Below are 22,260 nucleotides of genomic sequence, written 5' to 3'. Positions count from 1 at the left end.
TCTGTGTATACGTACCCGTCCTGCTTCTCGGGTCAGCGAGGGAGGAGCTTTCCCCGGCGGCTGAGGAGGAATTTTTTGAATTCGGCCACGGGTGGGGTGTCGGGGTGGCCGTCGAGCCAGGCCACGCCGATCTCGCGGACCGCGCGGGGGGCCGTCACGGTGAGTTCGGCGACGCCGGGGCGGGGGACGGCGGGGGGTGGGAGGAGGGCTACGCCCAGGCCGGCCGCCACCAGGCCGCGTAGGGTCTCGGCCTCCTCGCCCTCGAAGGCGATGCGGGGGGTGAAGCCCGCCTCGGTGCATAGCGCGTCGGTGATGCGGCGGAGTCCGTAGCCCGGTTCGAGGGTGACGAACAGTTCGCCGGCGGCCTCCGCGAGCCGGACGCGCTTGCGCGTGGCCAGCGGGTGGTCGTCCGGTACGACCAGGCGCAGCTTCTGCTCGTCGAGGCGGCGGGCGACCAGGTCCGGGTAGTCCGGGACCGGGGAGGTCAGGCACAGGTCGAGGTCGCCGGCGCGCAGCCGCTCGATCATCGCCTCGCCGTAGTTCTGGACGAGTTGGAAGCGCACCCGCGGGTGGTCGGCGCGGAAGCTGCGGATCAGGCCGGGGACGGTCTCCGGACCGAGGGTGTGCAGGAAGCCGAAGGCGACCTTGCCGGCCGCGGGGTCGACGTCGGCGCGTACGGACTCCGTCGCGCGCTCCAGGTCCATCAACGCCCGCTCGGTGGAGGCGAGGAAGGCCCGGCCGGCGGGGGTGAGGGAGAGGGTGCGGCCGTGCCGGGCGAAGAGGGCGACGCCGAGGTCGTCCTCCAGGCGGACGATGGCGCGGCTGAGCGTCGGCTGGGGCATGCCGAGTTCCTGTGCGGCGCGAGTGACGTGCTCGTGCCGGGCGACGGCGGTGAACTGAGCGAGCCGCGGGGCGAGGAGCGTCGCCCACGAGTCGCCGCCCAGTTCGGCGGCCTCCCCCGCGGCCTCTCCCGCCTCCGCACCGGCGTCCGCGCCGGGGCGCTTGGCTCCCAGCACTTCTTTTCTGTTGCGACCTTGCAACAGCGACCCCTGCGACCTGCGCTCATGCATCACAGAATCGATTATGCAGTTTCCATGCATTGGACGCATGAACCGGCCGGGCATACCTTCGAAGCATGCCTCCCGCTGATACCGGGGCGTCCGTCACCGACCGTGCGGCCGCCTCTCCCCAGTCGTCCACTGACTCCTCTTCTTCCGCCGCCGCGTCCGACCCCGAGTCGGGCAAGTTGCGGCCGGGCGGCCCCGGCTACCGCCGGATGAGCTTCGCCCTCTTCGCCGCCGGAGTGGCCACCTTCGCCCTCCTGTACTCCACGCAGGCGCTGCTGCCCGCGATCTCCAGCGACCTCGGGGTGAGCCCGGACCAGGCGAGCTGGACGGTGTCCGCGGCCACCTTCGGTCTGGCGCTCGGGGTGATCCCGCTCAGCGCCGTCTCCGAGCGGTTCGGGCGGCGCGCGCTGATGACCGTGTCCCTTTCGGTGGCGACGCTGATCGCGCTGCTGGTGCCGTTCGCGCCGTCGATCGGCGTGCTCATCGCGCTGCGCGCCGTCCAGGGTGTCGCGCTGGCCGGGCTGCCGGCCTCGGCGATGGCGTTCCTGGCGGAGGAGGTACGCGCCAGGGCTCTGGTGGGGGCCATCGGTCTGTTCGTGGCGGGCAACAGCATCGGCGGGATGTCCGGCCGGATCGTGACCGGCTGGGTCGCCCAGGCCTGGGGCTGGCGGGCCGCGCTCGGCGCGGTGGGTGTGATGGCGGTGCTGTGCGCGGTGGCGTTCCGGCTGCTGGTGCCCAGGGCCCGGCACTTCACGTCCCGTTCGGTGGGCCCGCGGGCGCTGGCCCGTACGCTGGGCGGCCACCTCTCCGATCCGCTGCTGCGCCGGCTCTACGGCATCGGCGCGTTGTTCATGACGGTCTTCGGCGCGGTGTACACGGTCATCGGCTACCGCCTGGTGTCCGAGCCGTTCAACCTCCCGCAGGGCATCGTCGGTTCGATCTTCGTGGTGTATCTGGTCGGTACGGTCTCCTCGGCCGCGGCCGGACAGCTGGTCGCCCGGGTGGGTCGGCGCGGTGCGCTCTACCTGGCGGTCGGCACCACGTCGACGGGTCTGCTGCTGACGCTGGCCGACTCGGTGGCCGCGGTGCTGGCGGGCCTGGTCCTGATCACCGCCGGTTTCTTCGCGGGCCACGCGGTGGCCTCGTCCTCGGTGAGCCGTACCGCCAAGACGGCCCGCGCCCAGGCGTCGGCGCTCTACCAGTGCGCGTACTACGTCGGCAGCAGCCTGGGCGGCGCGCTCGGTGCCGTGGCCTTCCACGCGGTCGGCTGGGAGGGCACCGTCGTCCTGGGGCTGGCCGCGATGCTGGGCGCCGCCTCGATCACGCTGTACGCCACGCGCAAGGCGGTCGTCGAGCGCCGGCTGCTCCACCTGGAGAAGGCCGCGTAGCGACCGCCGCACGAGCCGGAGGGCCCGCCCCGTCACCTGTCCTGGTGGGGCGGGCCCTTCGTATGTCCGGTGGGGCGGATTCCGGAAACTGGCCGGAATGCGCCGGTGCCCACCGCCCCGTGTCAACGGGTGGTGGGCACCGGGGAGTCGAGGGCGGTCAGCCGATGCGCTCCAGGACCACCGGGCCCGCCGTGAAGGCGGTGTCGGCCGGGGCGACGACGGTGCCGCCGGTGAGGGCGTCGAGGGCGTACGGGATCTTCTCGGGGGTGTCGGTGTGCAGGGTCAGCAGGGGCTGGCCGGCGGTGACGCGGTCGCCGGGCCGGGCGTGCAGTTCGATGCCGGCGCCGGCCTGCACCGGGTCCTCCTTGCGGGCGCGGCCGGCGCCCAGGCGCCAGGCGGCGAGGCCGACCGCGTAGGCGTCGAGGGCGGTGAGGGTGCCGGTGGCGGTGGCGGTGACGGTGTGCTGTTCGCGGGCCACGGGGAGGGGGGCGTCGGGGTCGCCGCCCTGGGCGGCGATCATGCGGCGCCAGTGGTCCATGGCGGAGCCGTCGGCCAGCGCCCTGGCCGGGTCGGCGTCCTGGAGGCCGGCGGCGTCGAGCATCTCGCGGGCGAGCGCGAGGGTCAGTTCGACGACGTCCTCGGGGCCGCCGCCGGCCAGCACCTCGACGGATTCACGGACTTCGAGGGCGTTGCCGACGGTGCGGCCCAGCGGCGTGGCCATGTCGGTGAGCAGCGCGACCGTCCGTACACCGTGGTCGGTGCCCAGCTCGACCATGGTGGCGGCGAGTTCGCGGGCGTCGTCGAGGTTCTTCATGAAGGCGCCGGAGCCGACCTTGACGTCCAGGACCAGGGAGCCGGTGCCCTCGGCGATCTTCTTGGACATGATGGAGGAGGCGATGAGGGGGATGGACTCGACGGTGCCGGTGACGTCGCGGAGCGCGTAGAGCTTCTTGTCGGCGGGGGCGAGGCCGTCGCCGGCGGCGCAGATGACCGAGCCGGCCTCGCGGAGGATGTCGAGCATCTCGTCGTTGCTCAGCTGGGCGCGCCAGCCGGGGATGGACTCCAGCTTGTCGAGGGTGCCGCCGGTGTGGCCGAGGCCGCGGCCGGAGAGCTGGGGCACGGCGGCGCCGCAGGCGGCGACGAGCGGGGCGAGCGGGAGGGTGATCTTGTCGCCGACGCCGCCGGTGGAGTGCTTGTCGGCGGTGGGACGGGGCAGGCCGGAGAAGTCCATGCGCTCGCCGGAGGCGATCATGGCGGCGGTCCAGCGGGCGATCTCCTTGCGGTTCATGCCGTTGAGGAAGATGGCCATCGCCAGGGACGACATCTGTTCATGGGCGACCTCGCCGCGGGTGTAGGCGTCGATGACCCAGTCGATCTGGTCGGGGGTCAGCTCGCCGTGGTCGCGCTTGGTGCGGATGACGGAGATGGCGTCCATGGACGGTTCCTTTCGAACGGGTAGGTCCGTTCTACACGCATAGAAACAGGGGTGGCCAGAGGCGGGCGCGGGGATCGGACCCCGCGCTCGTCATCCGACGAGGTGCCCCGGCCCGAAGGCGTCCGGCAGCAGCTCCGACAGCGGGCGGATGCCGGCGAGGGTGTCCACCAGCAGTTCCGGGCCGCCGTGTTCGTACAGCAGCTGGCGGCAGCGGCCGCACGGCACGAGCGGTTCGCCGGCGCCGTCGACGCAGGTGAAGGCCGTGAGCCGGCCGCCGCCGCCGGCGAACAGGGCGGAGATCAGGCCGCATTCGGCGCACAGGCCCAGGCCGTAGGAGGCGTTCTCGACGTTGCAGCCGGTGACGGTGCGGCCGTCGTCGACGAGGGCGGCCGCGCCGACGGGATAGCCGGAGTACGGGGCGTAGGCCCGGGACATCGCGTCCCGGGCCTGCGCGCGCAGTGACTCCCAGTCGGGAGCTTGGTTCACTTGCCCTGGCCTCTTCGGTAGATCTTGCCGATCGCCTTCGGTGGCCGCAGCCGCTGTGCGGCCAGCGAGAGCACCAGCAGCGTAGCGATGTACGGGGCGACACCGACGATCTCCAGCGGGACCGTGTCGGTGGTGGCGTACCACAGGGCGAGCAGCGCGGCCGCGGCCAGGCTGAGCACGGCCTGGGTGCGCTGTCCGCCGCGCAGCTTCCACAGCGCCAGGCCGACCAGCAGCACGGCGAGCAGGAGCAGCAGGGCGTGGACGGTGGGGCCGCCGCCGCGCAGCTGGAGCGCGTCCATGAAGCCGAACAGGCCGGCGCCCATGGCGACGCCGCCCGGCCGCCAGTTGCCGAAGATCATGGTGGCGAGGCCGATGTAGCCGCGGCCGCCGGTCTGGCCGTCCTGGTAGATGTGGACGTAGATCGCCAGGAACGCGCCGCCGAGGCCGGCCAGTGCGCCGGAGACGAGCACCGCCGCGTACTTGTAGCGGTAGACGTTGACGCCCAGCGACTCGGCCGCGATCGGGCCCTCGCCGCAGGAACGCAGCCGCAGGCCGAAGGCGGAGCGCCACAGGACGTAGAAGGTGAGCACGAACAGGACGGCGGTCACCACGGTCAGCCAGGAGACGTTGGTGACCAGGGAGCCGGCGATGCCGGCGGTGTCGGAGACCAGGAACCAGTGGTGCTGCTCGATGGAGTGCAGCCAGTCGGACAGGCCGGGGACGGTGAACGTCGGCATGTCGGGCATCGGCGGCGACTGCTTGTCGTTGCCGCCGGCCGCGGCGGCCGCGCTGCCGTCCGCGCCGAACCACAGCTTGGCCAGGAACTGGGTCAGGCCGAGCGCCATGATGTTGATGGCGACGCCGGAGATGATGTGGTCGACGCCGAAGGTGACGGTGGCGACGGCGTGCAGCAGTCCGCCGAGCGCACCGCCGACGACACCGGCCAGCGCCGCGGCCCAGGGGCCGTGCTGCCAGCCGACCGCGCCCGCGGAGAAGGCGCCGAGCATCATCATGCCTTCGAGGCCGATGTTGATGACGCCGGAGCGCTCGGCCCACAGGCCGCCGAGGCCGGCCAGGCCGATCGGCACGGCGGCGTTGAGCGCGGCGATGTACTGGCCGGACTCGGTCAGGTTGTTGGCGCCGGTGACGATCCGCAGCAGGGACAGCAGGATCAGGCTGCCCGAGATGATCAGCAGGACCTTGGGGTAGCTGAGCCTGGCCCGGGCGGTCTTGGGCTTGTGGTGGTGGGGGCTCTGGTCGACCGGAGCCGTGAGGTTCGTGCTCATGCCGAGACCTCGCTTCGCTCGGCCTCGCATTCGCGAGGCGCGCACCTCCCGCTGATTCGCTCACTCCGTTCACTCATGAGGCCACCTCCGCCTTCTCGGTCTTGCGGGCCTGGGCGGCGAGCTCCTCGCCGACCTGCCGCTGCTGGAGTCTGAGGCCGTAGCGGCGCACGAGTTCGTAGGCGATGACGACGCAGAGCACGATGACGCCCTGCATCACGCCGACGATCTCCTGCTCGTAGTCCTCGAATTCGAGCTGGGTGCCGGTGCGTTCGAGGAAGCCCCACAGCAGTGCGCCGGCGGCCATCCCGATCGGGTGGTTGCGTCCCAGCAGCGCGATGGCGATGCCGGTGAAGCCGATGCCGATGGGGAAGTCGGTGCCGTAGTTGTACGAGACGCCGAGCAGCGTCGGCATGCCGATCAGGCCGGCCGCGGCGCCGGACAGCAGCATGGAGGTGACGATCATCCGCTTGACGTTGACGCCACCGGCCTCGGCCGCGGACTCCGACTGGCCGACGGTGCGCAGGTCGAAGCCGAAGCGGGTGCGGCCCAGCACGAACCAGTAGGCGAAGCCGACGACGACGGCGACGACGAGGAAGCCGTCGAGCGGGGCCGGCGTGGTGGGGATGGTGAAGAAGTGGCTGGAGGCCGGGAGGTTCGGCGTGTGGAAGAGGTTGCCGTCCTTGACGGCGAGCCGGCCGTCCTGGAGGAAGTAGCCGATGACGGCGGCCGCGATGGCGTTCAGCATGATCGTGGTGATCACCTCGCTGACGCCGCGGGTGGTCTTCAGCAGGCCCGCGATACCGGCCCAGAGCGAGCCGACCACCATCGCGACGATGATGATCAGCGGGATCTGCAGGAAGCCGGGGAGGGTCAGCGCGCCGCCGACCACCGCGGCGAAGAACGCCGCGATGCGGTACTGGCCGTCGACTCCGATGTTGAACAGGTTCATCCGGAAGCCGATGGCGACGGCCAGCGCGGACAGGTAGTACGGGACCGCCTTGTTGATGATCCAGACCTGGCTGTCGCTCTTGGAGCCGAAGTCGGCCATCACCGTGTAGGCGTGGATCGGGTCCTTGCCGGTGGCCAGGATGATCACCGAGGTGATGGCCAGCGCCGCGACGATCGCCAGGACGGGCGCGGCGATGCCCAGGATCAGCTTGTTCTTGTCGAGCTTCTTCACTCGGACTCTCCCTCCTGGGACGAGCGCGGCTCCGAGTCTGCGGTGGTGTCGCTGTCGGAATGGGTCAGATGGCCGCTGGCGGCGCCGGTCATGGCCGAGCCCAGCTCCTCCGGGGTGATGGTGGCGGGGTCGGCGTCCGCGACGAGCCGGCCGCGGTACATCACCCGCAGGCAGTCGGACAGGCCGATCAGCTCGTCCAGGTCGGCCGAGATCAGCAGTACGGCGAGGCCTTCGCGGCGGGCGGTGCGGATCTGGTCCCAGATCTGCGCCTGGGCGCCGACGTCCACGCCCCGGGTGGGGTGCGCGGCGATCAGCAGCTTGGGGTGGTGGCTCATCTCGCGGCCGAAGATCAGCTTCTGCTGGTTGCCGCCGGAGAGCGAGGCCGCGGTGACCTCGATGCCGGGGGTGCGGACGTCGTACTCGGCGACGATCCGCTCGGTGTCGGCGCGGGCGGCCTTGAGGTCCAGCAGCAGGCCCCTGGCGTTGGGCTTCTCGGTGACATGGCCCAGGATGCGGTTCTCCCACAGGGGGGCCTCCAGCAGCAGGCCGTGCCGGTGGCGGTCCTCGGGGATGTAGCCGATGCCGTCCTCGCGCCGGGTGCGGGTGGGCAGATGGCTGATGTCGATGCCGTCCAGCGTGATGGTGCCGCTGTCGGGGTCGCGCATGCCCATGATGGCCTCGACCAGTTCGGCCTGGCCGTTGCCCTCCACGCCCGCGATGCCCAGGACTTCGCCCTTGCGGATGGTCAGCGACACATCGCTCAGGACGGTGCGCTCGACACCCTCCGCGTCGGCGGTGGCCAGCTTCAGCCCCTCGACCCTGAGCATCTCCACGTCCGTGACGGTGGACTCGCGGGTCTGCGGCGAGGGCAGTTCGCTGCCGACCATCAGCTCGGCGAGCTGCTTGGGCGTGGTCTCGCCGGGGACGACGGAGGCGACGGTGGTGCCGCGCCGGATGACGGTGATGTCGTCGGCGACCGAGAGCACCTCGCCCAGCTTGTGGGAGATGAAGATGACGGTCAGGCCCTCGGCCTTGAGCTCGCGCAGGTTGTCGAAGAGCGCGTCGACCTCCTGCGGGACCAGCACGGCGGTCGGCTCGTCGAGGATCAGGGTGCGGGCGCCGCGGTAGAGGACCTTGAGGATCTCCACGCGCTGGCGGTCGGCGACGCCGAGGTCCTCGACGAGGACGTCGGGGCGGACGCCGAGGCCGTAGCGGTCGGAGATCTTGAGGATCTCGGTGCGGGCCTTGCCGCCGATGCCGTGCAGCTTCTCGCCGCCGAGAACGACGTTCTCCAGGACGGTGAGGTTGTCGGCGAGCATGAAGTGCTGGTGCACCATGCCGATGCCGCGGGCGATGGCGTCGGCCGGGCTGTGGAAGCTGACCTGTTCGCCGTCGATGCCGACGGTGCCCTCGTCCGGCTTCTGCATGCCGTAGAGGATCTTCATCAGCGTGGACTTGCCCGCGCCGTTCTCGCCGACCAGCGCGTGCACGGTGCCGCGGTGGATGGTGATGTCGATGTCGTGGTTGGCGACGACACCCGGGAACCGCTTGGTGATCCCGCGGAGTTCCACCGCCGGTGCCGTGGCGGGGGCGCTGTCTGCCTGGGGACTGCTGGACGCTTTGATGGCGCACTCTCCTCGGGAGCAGGGAGTGGTAAGGAAGAGCGGGGGAGGTGACGATATCGCGCCAACTCAACGCTACGCGCGTAGCATTGGCGCCGGAACATCGCCTTGCTGCCGGGTCGGTCCGGCGAACGGGTCGGGCGCGGCGGCGTACCGGCCGCCGCGCCCGACCCGCGGCAGAGCTACTACTTGGCCGGGGTGTCGCTGACCTTGACCTCGCCCGACGCGATCTTCTTCTTCGCCGCGTCGATCTTGGCCTGGATGTCGTCGATGAAGCCGCCCGAGGTGGACAGCCGCACGCCGTCGTCCTTCAGCGTGTACGCCTTGTTGCCGGTCAGCGGCTTCTTGTCGTGCACGCTCTTGACCAGGTCGTACACCGCCACGTCGACGTTCTTCATCACCGACGTGAGGATCGAGTTCTTGTACTTGGCCAGGCCCGGCTGGAGGTACTGGTCGGAGTCGACGCCGATCGCCCAGGCGCCCTTCTTGCCGGCGACCGTCTCGATCGAGCCGTTGCCGGACTGGCCGGCCGCGGTGTAGATCACGTCGATGCCGCCGTCGAGCATGCCCTTGGCCTTGCCCTTCGCGGCGGCCGGGTCGTTGAAGCCCTTGTCGTCGTTGGCGTAGAGGTACTCGGAGGTGACCTTCGCCTTGGGGTCGGTGTCCTTGACGCCCTGCTCGAAGCCGGCCTGGAACTTCTGGATCAGCGCGTTGTTCACACCGCCGATGAAGCCGACCTTGTGGGTCTTGCTCTTCAGCGCGGCGGCGACGCCGGCGAGGTAGGAGGCCTCGTTCTCGGCGAAGACCATGCCGTAGACGTTCTTGGCCTGGGAGGGGGAGTCGACGACGCCGAAGGTGGTCTTCGGGAACTGCTTGGCGACCTTGTTGACGGACTTGCCGTAGTTGAAGCCGACGCCGATGACCGGGTTGAAGCCCGCCTCGGCCAGCGAGGACAGCCGCTGCTCGCGGTCCGCCTCGGTCTCGCCGTTCTTGGCGGTCATCATCTTGGACTTCACGCCGAGGTCCTTCTCGGCCTTGTCCACGCCACGAGCCGCCGCCTCGTTGAAGGAGTGGTCGTCCCGGCCGCCGACGTCGAAGGCGAGCCCGACGCCCTTGTCCTTGCCACCGGACTCGGTGGAGGACTCGCCGCAGGCGGTCAGTGAAACGGAGAGGGCCGCGGTGGCGATGCCCGCGGCAACGATCTTGGATACCCGGTGCACGAGGGGCCCCTTCGACTCGTAGCGCCTCCATTGGCGCTGATTCCGCGGAATCGTAACGCGCGTAGATGCCAGGTAAAGGGCAGGTTGAAAGCCGTTATCGATTCGAGGCGTACGGCGCCCGGACGATCACCACGGCCGCCGTCGAGGCGATCGACGGCGGCCGGAAATGTTCGATTCTGTCGGATCTGCCTCAACCGTGGGACAGCAGCGCGGCGGCCGTGAAGAGCTCCACACCGACCCGGATCGCCCGCTCGTCGACGTCGAAGTCGCCGCGGTGGAGATCGTGGCGGCTCAGCTCGCCGGGCGGCCGGACCCCGAGGCGGGCCATGGCTCCGGGGACGTGTTCGAGGTACCAGGAGAAGTCCTCGCCGCCCAGGGACTGCTCGGTGTCCTCCACGCTGTGGATGCCGCGCCGGGCGGCCATGGCGTCCATCAGCAGCTGGGCACTGTCCGCCTCGTTGACCACCGGCGGCACCCCGCGGACGTAGTTGATCTGCGACTTCGCGCCGTACAGGGCGGCGACCTCGTCGATCGCCGCGTGCACCATGTCCGGCGCCTGGCGCCAGGCGTCGAGGTCGAGGCACCGGACCGTGCCGGACAGCTCGGCGCGCTGCGGGATCACATTGCAGGCGTGCCCGGACGCCAGCCGGCCCCAGGTGACGGCGAGGCCGGCGCGGGCGTCGACCCGGCGGGCGATCAGCGCGGGGACGTCGAGGGCGACCCGGGCGGCGGCGGTGACCATGTCGGTGGTCAGATGCGGGCGGGCGGTGTGCCCGCCGGGGCCGTCCAGGACGACCTCCAGCCGGTCGCAGGCCGAGGTGATCGGTCCGGTGCGCAGCCCGATCCGGCCGGCGTCGACGCGCGGGTCGCAGTGCACCGCGAGGATCCGGCCGACGCCCTCCAGCACGTCGGACTCGATCGCGTCGGCGGCACCGCCGGGCAGCACCTCCTCCGCGGGCTGGAAGAGCAGCCGCACCGGGCGGGGCAGCGCGCCGACGCGGGCCAGTTCGGCCAGGACCAGGCCGGCGCCGAGGACGACGGTGGTGTGGACGTCGTGGCCGCAGGCGTGGGCGCGGCCGGGGACCGTGGAGGCGTACTCGACGGTCTTGGTGTCCGGGATGGGCAGGGCGTCGATGTCCGCGCGCAGGGCGAGCAGCGGGACGTCGGCGGCGGTGTCCGTACCGATGTCGCACACCAGGCCCGTGCCGGTGGCCAGGACGCGGGGGTGCAGCCCGGCCCGCTCCAGGCGCTCCTTGATCGCCGCGGTGGTCCGGAACTCCTGGTTGCCGAGCTCGGGGTGCCGGTGCAAGTCGCGGCGGAAGGCGGTGAGTTCGGCGCCCAGTGCGTCCGGTAGGGCGCCGGGGAGCGAGGCCCCTCCGGCGGTGTCGGCGGGGGCGTCGGCGTCGTCGGTATCGCGGGACATCAGTTGGTTCACCTGTTGAAGGTTACGGGGCCCAATGGGGCAACTGTCCCTCGATCAACAAAAGTTCAGCCCCTTAGGGGAAGAAAATCTAGCCCGCTCGGCGCATGGACGGTTTATGGGAAGGGTATGAAGTACGGCTTCGCGCAGCGGCTATCCGGCGGCCATCCGCTGGGTGAACGGCAGTCGTTGCACGTCACGGGCGGTTCCGGTGACCCCGTCGAGGAACCCCTGTGCGCGCGGTGAAGCGTTGGCCGTAAGCCACTGCGGATCGATGTCGCAGACCGCGACCTTGACCTGTGTACCCACCAGTGCCAGTGGCAGGGTGTGCACGACGGTGGAGGGGAAGCTGACGATCAGGCGCCCGATGGGCCCGCGCCGGGCGATCAGTTCGAGCGGCAGATCGGGCCGTACGACCTCCAGGCCGGTCTCCCCCGCCAGCCGGCGCAGCTTCTCGGTGCTCTCGCGGCGGTGCGCGAAGTAGCGGGTGGCGCCGTGCCTGCGGGCCAGTGCGCCGACCGCCTCCAGATAGCGGTCGGCGTCGACGACGCCGGTCTCCACCAGTGAGGTGCCGACGATGTCGGCGGCGCCCATGACCCGGGGCGGGCCGAAGCGCGCCCGGGTCCAGGCGAACTCGTTGGTGGTGACGTCCACGCCCGGCGGGACCTCGACCGGCATCGAGCTGAACAGCCCGACGGTGCGCCGGCCGCCCCGCGGTGCCGGGGTGAGCCGGCGGCGGGCGGTGGCCGAGAACGGCGCGAAGACCAGGTCCCGCGGGCCGCGGCCGCTGCCGTGCCGGTGCCAGCGCACCAGCCGCTCACCGCGGGCGAGTTGGGAGATGAACTCCATGGTGGCGGTGCCGTCGTCGACCACCACCAGGTCGCGTGCCTTGGTGAGGGTGAGCAGCAGCTGCACGTAGCGGGAGAACGGGTCGCCGATGACGACCCGGTGGGCGCGGCGCAGCAGCGGGGTGAGCCCGCCGATGGTGCGCATCGGGGCGGTCGGGCCGCCGCGGGCCTCCTCCCAGCGCACCGTGTGGCCTTCGTCGCGGGCGAGTTCGGCCATTCTGCGCAGCTGGCCGCGGGTCATCGGGTCGTGCGGGGAGAGCACGACGACGGTGAGCGCCGGCGGTGCGGTGGCGTGGCCGTCGGCGGCGGGGCCGCCGGGGCCGTCCTCCGCCGTCGCCGCATGCGCCCATTCCAGGACGTTCAGCAGCTGCACCGGACTCTCGACGAAGGCGAGGGTGGCGGAGTCCGGGGCGGCCGCGCGCCGCCCGTCACCCGAGGGTGCGGTGCGGTGGCGCTGCCGCGGCACCCCCAGGAGACGACGGGCGGGAGAACCCGTCGTCTCCTGGGGCGGGATCCCGGCGCCGGGTGTGGCGGCCGCGGCGCGGGTCCCTTCAGGTGAGCTCACCATGGCTCCCGTGTTGTGGCTCGTGGGCCGTCAGACCGCCGCCGGCTCGGCGCCGGCGGTCTCCGCCTCGGCGACCACGCCGGCGACCCGGCGCAGCTTCTTCATCGGGCCGAGCTCGCTCTCGTAGACCTTCTTCACGCCGTCGCCGAGGGACTCCTCGATGGTGCGGATGTCGCGGACCAGGCGGGACAGGCCGCCGGGCTCGACGGAGGCGGCCTGGTCGGAGCCCCACATGGCGCGGTCGAGGGTGATGTGGCGCTCGATGAAGGTGGCGCCGAGGGCGACCGCGGCGAGGGTGGTCTGCAGGCCGGTCTCGTGGCCGCTGTAGCCGATCGGGACGTTGGGGTACTCCTCCTGCAGGGTGTTGATCATGCGCAGGTTGAGCTCCTCGGCCTTGGCCGGGTAGGTGCTGGTGGCGTGGCAGAGCAGGATGTTGTCGCTGCCCAGGACCTCGACGGCGTGCCGGATCTGCTTCGGGGTGGACATGCCGGTCGACAGGATGACGGTGCGGCCGGTGGCGCGCATGGCGCGCAGCAGCTCGTCGTCGGTGAGCGAGGCGGAGGCGACCTTGTAGCAGGGCACGTCGAACTTCTCCAGGAAGGCGACGGACTCCACGTCCCAGGGGGAGGCGAACCAGGCGATGCCGCGCTTCTTGCAGTAGTCGTCGATGGCGCGGTAGCCGTCCTCGTCGAACTCCACGCGGTGGCGGTAGTCGATGTAGGTCATCCGGCCCCAGGGGGTGTCGCGCTCGATGTCCCACTGGTCGCGCGGGGTGCAGATCTCCGGGGTCCGCTTCTGGAACTTCACCGCGTCGCAGCCGGCGTCGGCGGCGGCGTCGATCAGGGCGAAGGCGTTCTCCAGGTCACCGTTGTGGTTGATGCCGATCTCGCCGGTGACGTAGACAGGGCGGCCGGGGCCGGCCTCGCGGTCGCCGAGCGTACGGAGGCGGGAGTTGCTGCTCATGGGGAGATTCCTTCGTGTGGATATGGGGGTGTGCGGGGTGGGGGCTTGAGGGGGTTACAGGGAGGGTCGGGTGGGAGCTGGAGCGAGGGTCGGGTGGGAGCTAGAGCGACGGGCGGGTGGGAGTCACAGCGAGGGGCCCAGCAGCCAGGCGGCGATCTCGCGGATCGCGCCGCTGCCGCCGGGCGTCGCGGTGACCGCGCGGGCCGCGCCGCGCACCACGTCGTGCGCCCCGGCGACGGCCACCGGCCAGCCGACGAGGTCGAAGCACGGCAGGTCGTTGACGTCGTTGCCGACGTAGAGCACGCGCTCGGGCTCGATGCCCGCTTCCTCGCACCACTGCTTGAGGGCGAGGTCCTTGCGGTCGATGCCGTGCAGGACGGGCACCTTCAGCTTGCGGGCCCGTGCGGCGACGACCGGGTTGGTCTCCGTGGACAGGATCAGCAGCTTCAGCTCCGCCTTGCGCAGGGCGGCGATGCCGAGGCCGTCGCCGCGGTGCACCGCGACGATCTCCCGTCCGTCGGCGTCGATCAGCACCCGGTCGTCGGTCTGGGTGCCGTCGAAGTCCAGTACCACCGCGTCGATGTCGTCACGGGTGGGCAGGGCTCCGGGCCGGGGGGCGTCCAGCAGCGGCGCGAGGGCGCGGGCGCGGGCGAGATCGTGCGGATCGTCGATCTCCAGCACCCGGGCGGGGTCGGTGCGGACGAGTTCGGTGCGGCCGAAGAAGCGGTGGCCGCTGGTGCGGAAGCCGGCCGCGTCCATGGCGTAGGCGGCGCCGGTCTCCAGCAGGTCCTGGGGGCGGTCCTGGCGGCGGGGCCGGAAGGACTTGTCGTGGTTGACGCCGTGGCCGCCGTCGGTGGCGGGGGCGGTGCCGGCGTCGGCCGGCTCGGCGTCGCGCCAGACGAAGCCGTGGAAGGGGGCGACGGTCAGCGCGCTGTCGGCGCCGCCCTCGACGACCGCGGCGGCGACCCCGTCGATGTCCTCGCGGACGATGAACGGGCTGGTGCACTGGACCAGCAGGACCGCGTCGACGGTGGTGCCCTGCTCGGCCTCGTAGGCGTCCATGGCGTGCAGCACCGCGGCCTCGCTGGTGGCGGTGTCGCCGGCGATGTCGCCGGGGCGCCGTACGACGACCGCTCCGGCGCCGCGGGCGGCGGCGGCGATCCCGGCGTCGTCGGTGGAGACGACCACGTCGGTCACCAGGCGGGCGGCGCGGCATTCGCGGACCGCGCGGGCGACCAGGGGCACCCCGCCGACGGCGGCGAGGTTCTTGGCGGGCACGCCCTTGGATCCGCCGCGGGCGGGGATGACGGCCACGACAGTGGGTGGCATTGCGGGCTCCTTGGGAGGGCGGGGGCCTGGGGAGGTCACAGGGGAGGTCGCACCGGGGTCGGTCACAGCTGCCCCCAGCGGCGGATGGCGGGCGCGACGCGCTGGACGCCGTGGCGGTAGGCGCCGCGGGCGGCCTCGCGCACGGTCTCGCGGGCGACCCGGCGCAGTCCGCCGGTCTCCTCGGGGGCGTCGGCGTAGCCGGGGAGCGGCTCGCCCTGCGGGTCCAGGCCGTGCCGGGCGAGGATGCCGGGGAGGTAGCCGGGCGCGGTGCGGGGGGTGTAGTACGGGGCGATCGCCGGCAGGTGCTCGGCCTCGCGCAGCTCGGTGACCCGGGCGCGGGCGGCGTCGAAGGCCTTCTCGTACCCACCTCCCCCAGCCTTAAGGGCCGGGGGGACCCCCATGGAGGCGACGCCCGCCCGGGCCAGCCACTCCCGGTCGGGCTCCGGCCGGTGTCCGGCGTCCAGCTCGTCCCAGGAGGCCAGGCAGCCGGAGCCGAGGAAGTGGTGGTTGCCGAGGGATTCGCGGATGCCGAGGTCGGTCAGGACGGCGGTGGGGATGCCGCGGTGCAGCGACTCCAGTGCGGCGGTCGAGCTGACCGTGACCATCAGGTCGGTGCGGTCCAGGACCTCACCCATGTTGCCGTACACCAGGCGGCAGTTGGCGGGCAGCGGTCCGGGGGACTTGGCGGCGAGCTTCTGGTAGGGCAGTTCCTCGATGTGCGTGGTGTGCTCGCCCGGCTTGCTGCGGAGCTTGATCAGCACCTCGCGGTCGGGGTGCTTGCGGGCGTGCTCAACGGCCCTGCGCAGCAGGTACGTTCGGTCCGCGCGGCTCTCCGGGACGGAGGGCTGGGCGGCGAACACCACGGTGTAGGGGTCGCCCTCGCCGGTGTAGCGGTCGCCGCCGAGGAAGGGCAGGGCGCATTCGACGACGCTGCCGTCGTCGGCGCCGACGCCGCGGTAGACCTCGCGGAAACGGTCCGCGTCGTGGCGGGAGTTGGCGAGTACGACGTCCGCGCCGTGCCGCAGCAGCAGTCCGTCGGCGAGCTTTTCGTAGACCACGCCGACATAGCCGGTGACGACGACGGGTCGGCGGGCGCCCGCGGCGGCTGCCGCTGATGTCTGCGGGTCCCAGGCGCGGGCCAGGCCGTGCAGCATCGCCTGCACCGCGCCGCCCACACAGGCCAGCACGACGACGTCGTACCGCGTACGGTCGACGGACCGCACGAAGTCGACTCCCCTGATTTCGCGCAGCGAGTCCGCACGGGCGCCGACCTCGTCGAGCTGGCGGACCGTGGGCGTGGCGCGGCCGCGGAGCAGGTACCCGTCGAGTCGGATGTCCGATTGGATCCGGTACGCTGTCAAAGCGCCCCATTTCCATCGGGTATCCGAGTCGGCGAGCACGGCGACTCGCGGCGAAGAAGTGGTACGTGATGGCACGTCGAAGACGCTAGGAAGGCATTCCGTTTGGCGGGCCAACTGGGCCGCAACAAAGGGTTAACAGCGGGTCGACGAATGGCGAACCGGCCCGATAACCGGCCTGGTTAACCATCCCGCCATTCTTCGTTCACCTGGGTGCCCGCACCGCGTAAAGACGAATGCCGACTCCGCACCTAACGTCACCCGGGTGGTTAAGCTCTCCGTCATCGTGCCGTTTTACAACGTGCAGACATACGCGCCCGACACCCTGAAAAGCCTGGCGGCGAACGCCCGCGAGGACTTTGAATTCCTGCTCGTCGACGACTGCTCGCGCGACGAGACCCCGCAGATCCTCGCGCGCGCCGAGCGCGAGCTGCCGGGCGCCAGAGTGCTGCGGCACGAGCAGAACGGCGGTCTGGCCACCGCCCGCAACACCGGCCTGGACGCGGCCCGCGGCGAGTATCTGACGTTCCTGGACGGCGACGACTGGCTCGCCCCCGGCTACTTCGCCGAACTCCTGTCCTCTATAGAGGAGTTGGGGTGCGACTTCGTGCGCACCGACCATGTCCAGTGCACCGCGCGGGCCCGCACCGTGCACCGCGTACCGCACGGCCGGCGCGGTGTGGTGCTCAACCCGCGCGACATCATCCTGCCCGCCGACCGCTCCACCTCCGTCGACTACGCCTACGCCTGGGCCGGGATGTACCACCGCCGGCTGCTGGACGACGGTGTGCTGCACTTCCGCGACGGGCTGCGCACCGCGGAGGACCGCCCGTGGATCTGGCGGCTGCACCGCGAGGCGAAGTCCATGGCGGTGGTCGGGCTGCTCGGTGTTTTCTACCGGCGCGGTGTGGCGTCCTCGCTGACGCAGATCGGCGATGTGCGCCAATTGGACTTCATCCGCGCGTTCGACCAGGTGATCGAGGAAACCGCGCAAGATCGCGATGCGGATGTGCTGCTGCCCAAGGCGGTGCGCACGTATTGCGCGATCATTTCCCACCACCTCGGTTCGATCGAACGATTCGAACCGCAGGTCGCCCGTAAATTGCGCTCGATGAGCGCCGCGGCCATGAAACGCATGCCGCAGGACGTACTGAAGGAAGCCCTGGATTCGATGGATGTGCAGCGCGCGTCCCGGCTGCGGCGGCTGCGCCGCCGCCCTGTCCCGGCGGAGGTCGCCGCCTGATGCCCACCCGACCGCGTACCCAGATCTTCGTGGCGTCCACGCTCTACGGCGCGGCGACGCTCGCCGCCGCGCTGGACGCCGACTGCTTCGCGCCGGCCGACCGCAGGCTGCTGCTGCTCAGCAACAACGCCACGACCCCGGAGACCACCGCGTCGCTGGACACCATGCCCGGCTTCGACCGGCTGCGCGGCCGCTTCGACCGCGTACTGTCCTGGAACGAGACGATCAGCCCCTTCCACCCCGGCGGCTGGTCGCCGCGCGCGGACGACGTCCCCCTGTGGGAGCGGTATCTGCGCCTGCTGTGGGACCTGGGCGACGACGACATCCACCTGGTCGTGGAGTCCATCCAGGTCAACCCGGCGCTGGCGGTCTGCCAGCTGTTCCCCGACGCGCCGATCGACGTCTACGCCGACGGCCTGATGAGCTACGGCCCCACCCGCAACAAGCTCGACCCGCTGGTCGGCACCCGGATCGACCGGCTGCTGCACCTGGACCTGGTGCCGGGGCTGACGCCGCTGCTGCTGACCGAGTTCGGCGTCGAGCCGCAGACCGTGCCGACCGACGCCTTCACCAAGGTGCTCGCCGAGATCTCCGACGCCGGCGGCCCGTTGGACGTCCCCGAGGGCGCCGCGCTGCTCCTGGGCCAGTACCTCTCCGCGCTCGGCATCCTCACGCCCGAGGAGGAGGAGCAGCTGCATGTGCGGATGGTGCGCGGTGCCGTCGAGCGCGGCCACCGCGAGATCGTCTTCAAGCCGCACCCGTCCGCGCCGGCCCGCTGGTCGCGGATGCTGGAGCAGGAGGCCGAGAAGCTGGACATCGCGCTGACGGTGCTGGACAGCCCGGTCCTGGCCGAGGTGCTCTACCAGCGCGTGCGGCCCGCGCTGGTCGTCGGCTGCTTCTCCACCGCGCTGCTGACCGCGGCCACCTTCTACGGTCTGGACACCGCCCGCACCGGCACCGACCTGCTGCTGGAGCGCCTGACGCCGTATCAGAACAGCAACCGCGTCCCGGTCACGATCGTGGACGCCCTGGTGCCGGGCCTGGGCGAGCGCGGCGCGGACGGCGGGCCCCGCACGCCGGCCACCCCCCAGGAGATCGAGGGGCTGGTGACCGCGGTGGGCTATGCGATGCAGCACCAGATCTATCCGCAGCTGCGCCCGGCCGCCGAGCGCTATCTCGCCGCCCACCTCGACCAGGCCACCTGGCGCTACTTCAAGCGGCGGCGGCTGACCGCGCTGGCGCTGCCCGGCGCGATCCCGTCCCAGCTGTCGTTCATCCCGCGCAACGCCACCGTCCGCAGGGTCGCGCGCAGCGCGCGGGCGGTACAGCGGCGGCTGAAGAAGCGGGCCGCGTTCGGATGACCGCCCCCCAGCTGACGGCCGGTGCGCCCGCCGCCGCACCGGGCCGCGGTGCCGCCGCACCGCGGCCCGTCATACGCGTGCGCAGCCGCGGCGGACCGTCGCGGCTGCGCGCCCTCGACGGGCTGCGGCTGCTCGCCGCCCTGATGGTCGCCGGGTACCACTACGCGGGGCGCGGCGGCGAGATAGCCCGGGCCTGGGGCGACTCCCCCGCCCACCAGTTCCCCACCGCGGGACCGCTGTTCGCCTACGGCTGCCTGGGCGTGCAGATCTTCTTCGTGATCAGCGGCTTTGTGATCTGCCTCAGCGGCTGGGGCCGCAGCCTGCGGGCGTTCGTCGCCGGCCGGATCTCCCGGCTCTATCCGGCGTACTGGGCGGCGATCCTCCTGGTCACCGTGGTCTTCGCGCTCCCCTGGGTCGCCTTCAAGGCGCTCGCGCCCAGTGAGGTGCTGACGAATCTGACCATGCTGCAGCAGCCGCTGGGCGTCCACCGCGTCCTGGGCGTGTGCTGGACCCTGTGGGCGGAGATGCGCTTCTACGCCCTCTTCGCGCTCTGCGTCGTCCTGCCGGGCGCCACCCGCGGCCGGGTCGTGCTGTTCTGCGCCGGCTGGACGCTGGCGGCCGCGCTCGCACAGGCGGCCCACGAGCCGTTCCTCGACACCGTCCTGATGCCCGAGTACGCGCCGTTCTTCATCGGCGGCATCGGCCTGTACCTGCTGCACCGCTACGGCGCCCGCGATCCGATCGCCTGGGCGACAGTGCTGGTCAGCTGGCTGATCGGGCAGCACTACGCGGTCGCGGGGCTGTGGCACCCGCCGTCGGCCACGGCGTTCTCCTACCGCTCGACGGCCGGCATCATCGCGATCGTCACCATCGGCTTCGTCCTGGTCGGCGCCGTCGCCCTGGGCAGGTTCCGCTGGGCGAACTGGCGCTGGCTGACCGTCGCCGGCGCGCTCACCTACCCCTTCTACCTCGTCCACGAGCACCTGGGCTGGGTCGTCGTCGGCGCCCTGCACCGCACTCTCGGCCTGCCGTCGTACGCGACGCTGCCGCTGACCGTGGGCCTGATGCTGCTGCTGGCCTGGCTGCTGCACCGCCTCGTCGAGCGCCCGCTGACCCCACGCCTCAAGCGGGCGATCGATCCCCGCTGACCACAGACGGCCCGCCAGGACCTATGCCCCGGCGGCCGTCGCCTCGATTCCCGCGACGATGAACCGCAGCCCGTCCTCGAAGCTGCGCTCCAGGTCGCCGAACATCTCCCGGCCCGCCTGCGCCGCGAGCGGATAGCGCTCTCCGAGCTGCCGCTCGCGGCGCTCCAGGTCGTAGGCCGGGTCGCGGCTCTCCGGCCCGCGGGCCTCCGGCTCGCCCGGTTCCGGGTAGACCGACTGCTCCTCGATGACCAGGCCGATGGTGAAGTTGTACGCGGTCCACCAGCCCCGCGCCGCCATGCCCAGCGGGATGCCGGACGCGGTGAGCCGGCTCAGCAGGTTCTGCAGCGGCAGCACATAGCTCTCGTCGGTCATCCGCGTACCGCTGAAGACCTTGCCGCCGTCGCGGTAGCCGAGCAGATCCCGCCGGAGACTGCGGCAGGTGGCCAGCAGCGCCTCCTGCCAGGTGTCGCCCATCCCCGCCGCCACGCCGTTCGGCCCGATCAGCGGCGCGGTCATCCGCCGCAGCATCTCGGTGGCCATCTCGTCCAGCAGCTCCTGCTTGTTCTTGAAGTGCCAGTAGAGGGCGGGTGCCTGGACGTTCAGCTCCTTGGCGATCCGGCGCAGTGTGAGCCCGTCGAGACCCACCTCGTTCAGCAGCCGCAGGGCGGTGTCCACGACCTGCCGGCGATCGATACGCGAAACCATGTTGACAACTTAACACCGTTAAGGCGAGACTCCCAGTCATGGAACTTAACAACGTTAAGGACAGTGCCCGTGTTACCGACGTCGACGTACTCGTCTCCGGAGCAGGCCCGACCGGCCTCGCCCTCGGTATCGACCTCGCCCGTCGCGGAGTGCGCACCCTGATCGTCGAGCGGCAGGACGGCCTCTCCCTCGGCGCCCGCGGCACCGGACTGCAGCCGCGCACCCAGGAGGTCTACGAGGACCTCGGCCTGCTGGACGCCGCACGGGCGGCCGGCGGCAGCTACCCGAAGATGGCGCTCTGGGAGAACGGCCGGATCACCGGGGTCCACGAGATGCTCGAACGGGTCGACCCGACACCCTCCGTGCCCCACTCCAACACCGTGATGCTGCCGCAGTTCCGCAACGTGGAGCTGCTGCACGAGCGGCTGTGGGAGCTCGACGGCGAGGTGCTCTTCGGCACCGAACTCCACACGTTCAGCCAGGACTCCGACGCCGTGACGGCCCGACTCCGCGGCGCCGACGGCACGGTGCGCACGGTGCGCGCCCGCTACCTCGTCGCCGCCGACGGCGGACGCAGCACCGTCCGGCGGGCCCTCGGCACAAAGATGGGCGGCCCGGCGCTGGAGCCCGGCGCGGCGCTGCTCGCCGACGTCCACATCGACGGCCTCGACCGGGACCACTGGCACCGCTGGCCGCTTGCGAACGGGGGATTCGCGATGGCCCTCCCGCTCGCCGGCACCGACTACTTCCAGACCTTCGTGGCCGCGTTCACCGAGGAGCCCGACACCGCGCCCGAGGCCGTACGCGCCGCGCTCGCCCGGCACACCCACCTGGCCGCCGAACAGATCGGCGAGGTCGTGTGGTCCTCCGTCTACCGCCCCAAGGCCGGGATGGCCGACTCCTACCGCGAGGGCCGGGTCTTCCTGGCCGGCGACGCCGCCCACATCCACTCCCCGGCCGGCGGCCAGGGCCTGAACACCAGCGTCCAGGACGCCTACAACCTCGGCTGGAAGCTCGGCCAGGTGCTGCGGCACGGCGCCCCCGACGCCCTCCTGGACAGCTACGAGGTCGAGCGCCGCCCGATAGCCGCGCACATCCTGCAGACCAGCACCCGGCTGCACCGCTCCGGCGAGACCCGCCGCGGCCGGGACCTGCACCAGCTCGACATCGGCTACCCCGACGGCCCGCTGACCCGGGAGCTGCGCACGGACCTCGACCCGGACGCGCTCCGCGCCGGCGACCGCGCCCCCGACGCCCCGTGCCACACCGCCGGCGGCAAGCCCACCCGGCTCTTCGAGGCCTACCGCGGCCCGCACTTCACCGTGCTCGCGCTGGGCGACACCGGCCTGGACGCCGGTACGCTGCCGGCCGGCCCGGACCTGCTGCGCGTCGTCCGCGTGGGCGGCCCGTCGCCCGACCTGGTCGACACCGACGGCCATGTCCGCGACGCGTACGGCGCCGGTCCCACCGTGTTCCTGATCCGCCCGGACGGCTATGTCGCCCTGGCCGCACCGGCCGGGAACGCCGCCGCGGAGCTGTCCGCGGCCCTGGCGTCGTACGTCGGCGCCGCACGGCCCGCCGCCGCCTGACCCACCATGCGCACGAGGCCGTACCGGCGGAAGAACTCCGCTCGTAC

General features: G+C 71.7%; 18 protein-coding genes. 5 read left to right on the top strand and 13 right to left on the bottom strand.

The genetic code is table 11. The annotated features are described in order from the left end of the window. Window positions 1-32: 32 nt before the first annotated feature. A complete protein-coding gene (locus WAB15_RS25900) occupies window positions 33-1,073 on the bottom strand; it encodes a LysR substrate-binding domain-containing protein (RefSeq protein ID WP_407287721.1) in 1,041 nt (346 codons plus the stop codon). A 62-nt stretch (window positions 1,074-1,135) separates the two neighbouring features. Here WAB15_RS25900 and WAB15_RS25895 point away from each other — a divergent pair, with 62 nt between their 5' ends. Next, window positions 1,136-2,455, top strand: coding sequence for an MFS transporter (locus WAB15_RS25895; protein WP_399148338.1), 1,320 nt, complete (start codon window positions 1,136-1,138; stop codon window positions 2,453-2,455). Between the two features lie 157 nt (window positions 2,456-2,612). Here WAB15_RS25895 and WAB15_RS25890 read toward each other — a convergent pair whose 3' ends face one another. The 11 genes from WAB15_RS25890 to WAB15_RS25840 form a co-directional block, all read right to left on the bottom strand. Then, window positions 2,613-3,890: a thymidine phosphorylase gene (locus WAB15_RS25890; RefSeq protein ID WP_399148337.1), complete on the bottom strand. Its 1,278-nt coding sequence runs from the start codon at window positions 3,888-3,890 to the stop codon at window positions 2,613-2,615. A gap of 90 nt (window positions 3,891-3,980) precedes the next feature. Next, window positions 3,981-4,376: a cytidine deaminase gene (locus tag WAB15_RS25885; protein WP_399148336.1), complete on the bottom strand. Its 396-nt coding sequence runs from the start codon at window positions 4,374-4,376 to the stop codon at window positions 3,981-3,983. Further along, window positions 4,373-5,662, bottom strand: coding sequence for an ABC transporter permease (locus WAB15_RS25880; protein ID WP_399148335.1), 1,290 nt, complete (start codon window positions 5,660-5,662; stop codon window positions 4,373-4,375). The genes WAB15_RS25885 and WAB15_RS25880 overlap by 4 nt, the downstream gene beginning before the upstream one ends. 73 nt (window positions 5,663-5,735) lie before the next feature. After that, window positions 5,736-6,842 (bottom strand): ABC transporter permease, encoded by a 1,107-nt coding sequence (locus WAB15_RS25875; protein ID WP_399148334.1) that lies wholly within the window; start codon window positions 6,840-6,842, stop codon window positions 5,736-5,738. Continuing rightward, the gene (locus WAB15_RS25870) at window positions 6,839-8,467 is read right to left on the bottom strand and encodes an ABC transporter ATP-binding protein (RefSeq protein ID WP_407289298.1); all 1,629 of its coding nucleotides are present in this window, start codon (window positions 8,465-8,467) and stop codon (window positions 6,839-6,841) included. Before WAB15_RS25870 ends, WAB15_RS25875 begins: the two co-directional genes overlap by 4 nt. Before the next feature lie 182 nt (window positions 8,468-8,649). Continuing rightward, entirely contained in the window at window positions 8,650-9,684 is a 1,035-nt protein-coding gene (locus WAB15_RS25865) for a BMP family protein (protein WP_399148333.1), read from the bottom strand. Between the two features lie 190 nt (window positions 9,685-9,874). Further along, the gene (locus WAB15_RS25860) at window positions 9,875-11,107 is read right to left on the bottom strand and encodes an amidohydrolase (protein ID WP_407289297.1); all 1,233 of its coding nucleotides are present in this window, start codon (window positions 11,105-11,107) and stop codon (window positions 9,875-9,877) included. 150 nt (window positions 11,108-11,257) lie between these two features. After that, entirely contained in the window at window positions 11,258-12,520 is a 1,263-nt protein-coding gene (locus tag WAB15_RS25855) for a hypothetical protein (protein ID WP_407287720.1), read from the bottom strand. A gap of 27 nt (window positions 12,521-12,547) precedes the next feature. Beyond that, window positions 12,548-13,480: an N-acetylneuraminate synthase family protein gene (locus tag WAB15_RS25850; protein WP_399148331.1), complete on the bottom strand. Its 933-nt coding sequence runs from the start codon at window positions 13,478-13,480 to the stop codon at window positions 12,548-12,550. Window positions 13,481-13,603: 123 nt separating this feature from the next. Continuing rightward, window positions 13,604-14,809 (bottom strand): cytidylyltransferase domain-containing protein, encoded by a 1,206-nt coding sequence (locus tag WAB15_RS25845; protein ID WP_399148330.1) that lies wholly within the window; start codon window positions 14,807-14,809, stop codon window positions 13,604-13,606. A 62-nt stretch (window positions 14,810-14,871) separates the two neighbouring features. Then, window positions 14,872-16,245, bottom strand: a complete 1,374-nt coding sequence (locus WAB15_RS25840; protein WP_407287719.1) for a DUF6716 putative glycosyltransferase — start codon at window positions 16,243-16,245, stop codon at window positions 14,872-14,874. 187 nt (window positions 16,246-16,432) lie between these two features. Between WAB15_RS25840 and WAB15_RS25835 the strand changes: the two genes are divergently transcribed. The 3 genes from WAB15_RS25835 to WAB15_RS25825 are packed head-to-tail and all read left to right on the top strand — an operon-like array spanning window position 16,433 to window position 19,919. Beyond that, window positions 16,433-17,410, top strand: coding sequence for a glycosyltransferase family 2 protein (locus tag WAB15_RS25835; protein WP_399148328.1), 978 nt, complete (start codon window positions 16,433-16,435; stop codon window positions 17,408-17,410). Next, entirely contained in the window at window positions 17,410-18,771 is a 1,362-nt protein-coding gene (locus WAB15_RS25830) for an alpha-2,8-polysialyltransferase family protein (protein ID WP_407287718.1), read from the top strand. The genes WAB15_RS25835 and WAB15_RS25830 overlap by 1 nt, the downstream gene beginning before the upstream one ends. Continuing rightward, window positions 18,768-19,919: an acyltransferase family protein gene (locus WAB15_RS25825; RefSeq protein ID WP_407287717.1), complete on the top strand. Its 1,152-nt coding sequence runs from the start codon at window positions 18,768-18,770 to the stop codon at window positions 19,917-19,919. The genes WAB15_RS25830 and WAB15_RS25825 overlap by 4 nt, the downstream gene beginning before the upstream one ends. Window positions 19,920-19,940: 21 nt before the next feature. Here WAB15_RS25825 and WAB15_RS25820 read toward each other — a convergent pair whose 3' ends face one another. Next, window positions 19,941-20,624 (bottom strand): TetR/AcrR family transcriptional regulator C-terminal domain-containing protein, encoded by a 684-nt coding sequence (locus tag WAB15_RS25820; protein ID WP_407287716.1) that lies wholly within the window; start codon window positions 20,622-20,624, stop codon window positions 19,941-19,943. 38 nt (window positions 20,625-20,662) lie between these two features. On the opposite strand from WAB15_RS25820, the gene WAB15_RS25815 reads away from it, so the two are divergent. Further along, window positions 20,663-22,213 (top strand): FAD-dependent monooxygenase, encoded by a 1,551-nt coding sequence (locus WAB15_RS25815; RefSeq protein WP_407287715.1) that lies wholly within the window; start codon window positions 20,663-20,665, stop codon window positions 22,211-22,213. Window positions 22,214-22,260 lie beyond the last annotated feature (47 nt).

The organism is Streptomyces sirii (genome assembly GCF_045690365.1).
Lineage (GTDB): Bacteria > Actinomycetota > Actinomycetes > Streptomycetales > Streptomycetaceae > Streptomyces > Streptomyces sirii.
This window is presented reverse-complemented; position numbering and strand designations above follow the sequence as displayed.

Bases quoted from the DNA above. Each gene is read 5' to 3' on its own strand.
- WAB15_RS25895 (WP_399148338.1), top strand. From the start codon at position 1,136: ATGCCTCCCGCTGATACCGGGGCGTCCGTCACCGACCGTGCGGCCGCC.
- WAB15_RS25890 (WP_399148337.1), bottom strand. From the start codon at position 3,890: ATGGACGCCATCTCCGTCATCCGCACCAAGCGCGACCACGGCGAGCTG.
- WAB15_RS25880 (WP_399148335.1), bottom strand. From the start codon at position 5,662: ATGAGCACGAACCTCACGGCTCCGGTCGACCAGAGCCCCCACCACCAC.
- WAB15_RS25860 (WP_407289297.1), bottom strand. From the start codon at position 11,107: ATGTCCCGCGATACCGACGACGCCGACGCCCCCGCCGACACCGCCGGA.
- WAB15_RS25855 (WP_407287720.1), bottom strand. From the start codon at position 12,520: ATGGTGAGCTCACCTGAAGGGACCCGCGCCGCGGCCGCCACACCCGGC.
- WAB15_RS25850 (WP_399148331.1), bottom strand. From the start codon at position 13,480: ATGAGCAGCAACTCCCGCCTCCGTACGCTCGGCGACCGCGAGGCCGGC.
- WAB15_RS25845 (WP_399148330.1), bottom strand. From the start codon at position 14,809: ATGCCACCCACTGTCGTGGCCGTCATCCCCGCCCGCGGCGGATCCAAG.
- WAB15_RS25830 (WP_407287718.1), top strand. From the start codon at position 17,410: ATGCCCACCCGACCGCGTACCCAGATCTTCGTGGCGTCCACGCTCTAC.
- WAB15_RS25825 (WP_407287717.1), top strand. From the start codon at position 18,768: ATGACCGCCCCCCAGCTGACGGCCGGTGCGCCCGCCGCCGCACCGGGC.
- WAB15_RS25820 (WP_407287716.1), bottom strand. From the start codon at position 20,624: ATGGTTTCGCGTATCGATCGCCGGCAGGTCGTGGACACCGCCCTGCGG.
- WAB15_RS25815 (WP_407287715.1), top strand. From the start codon at position 20,663: ATGGAACTTAACAACGTTAAGGACAGTGCCCGTGTTACCGACGTCGAC.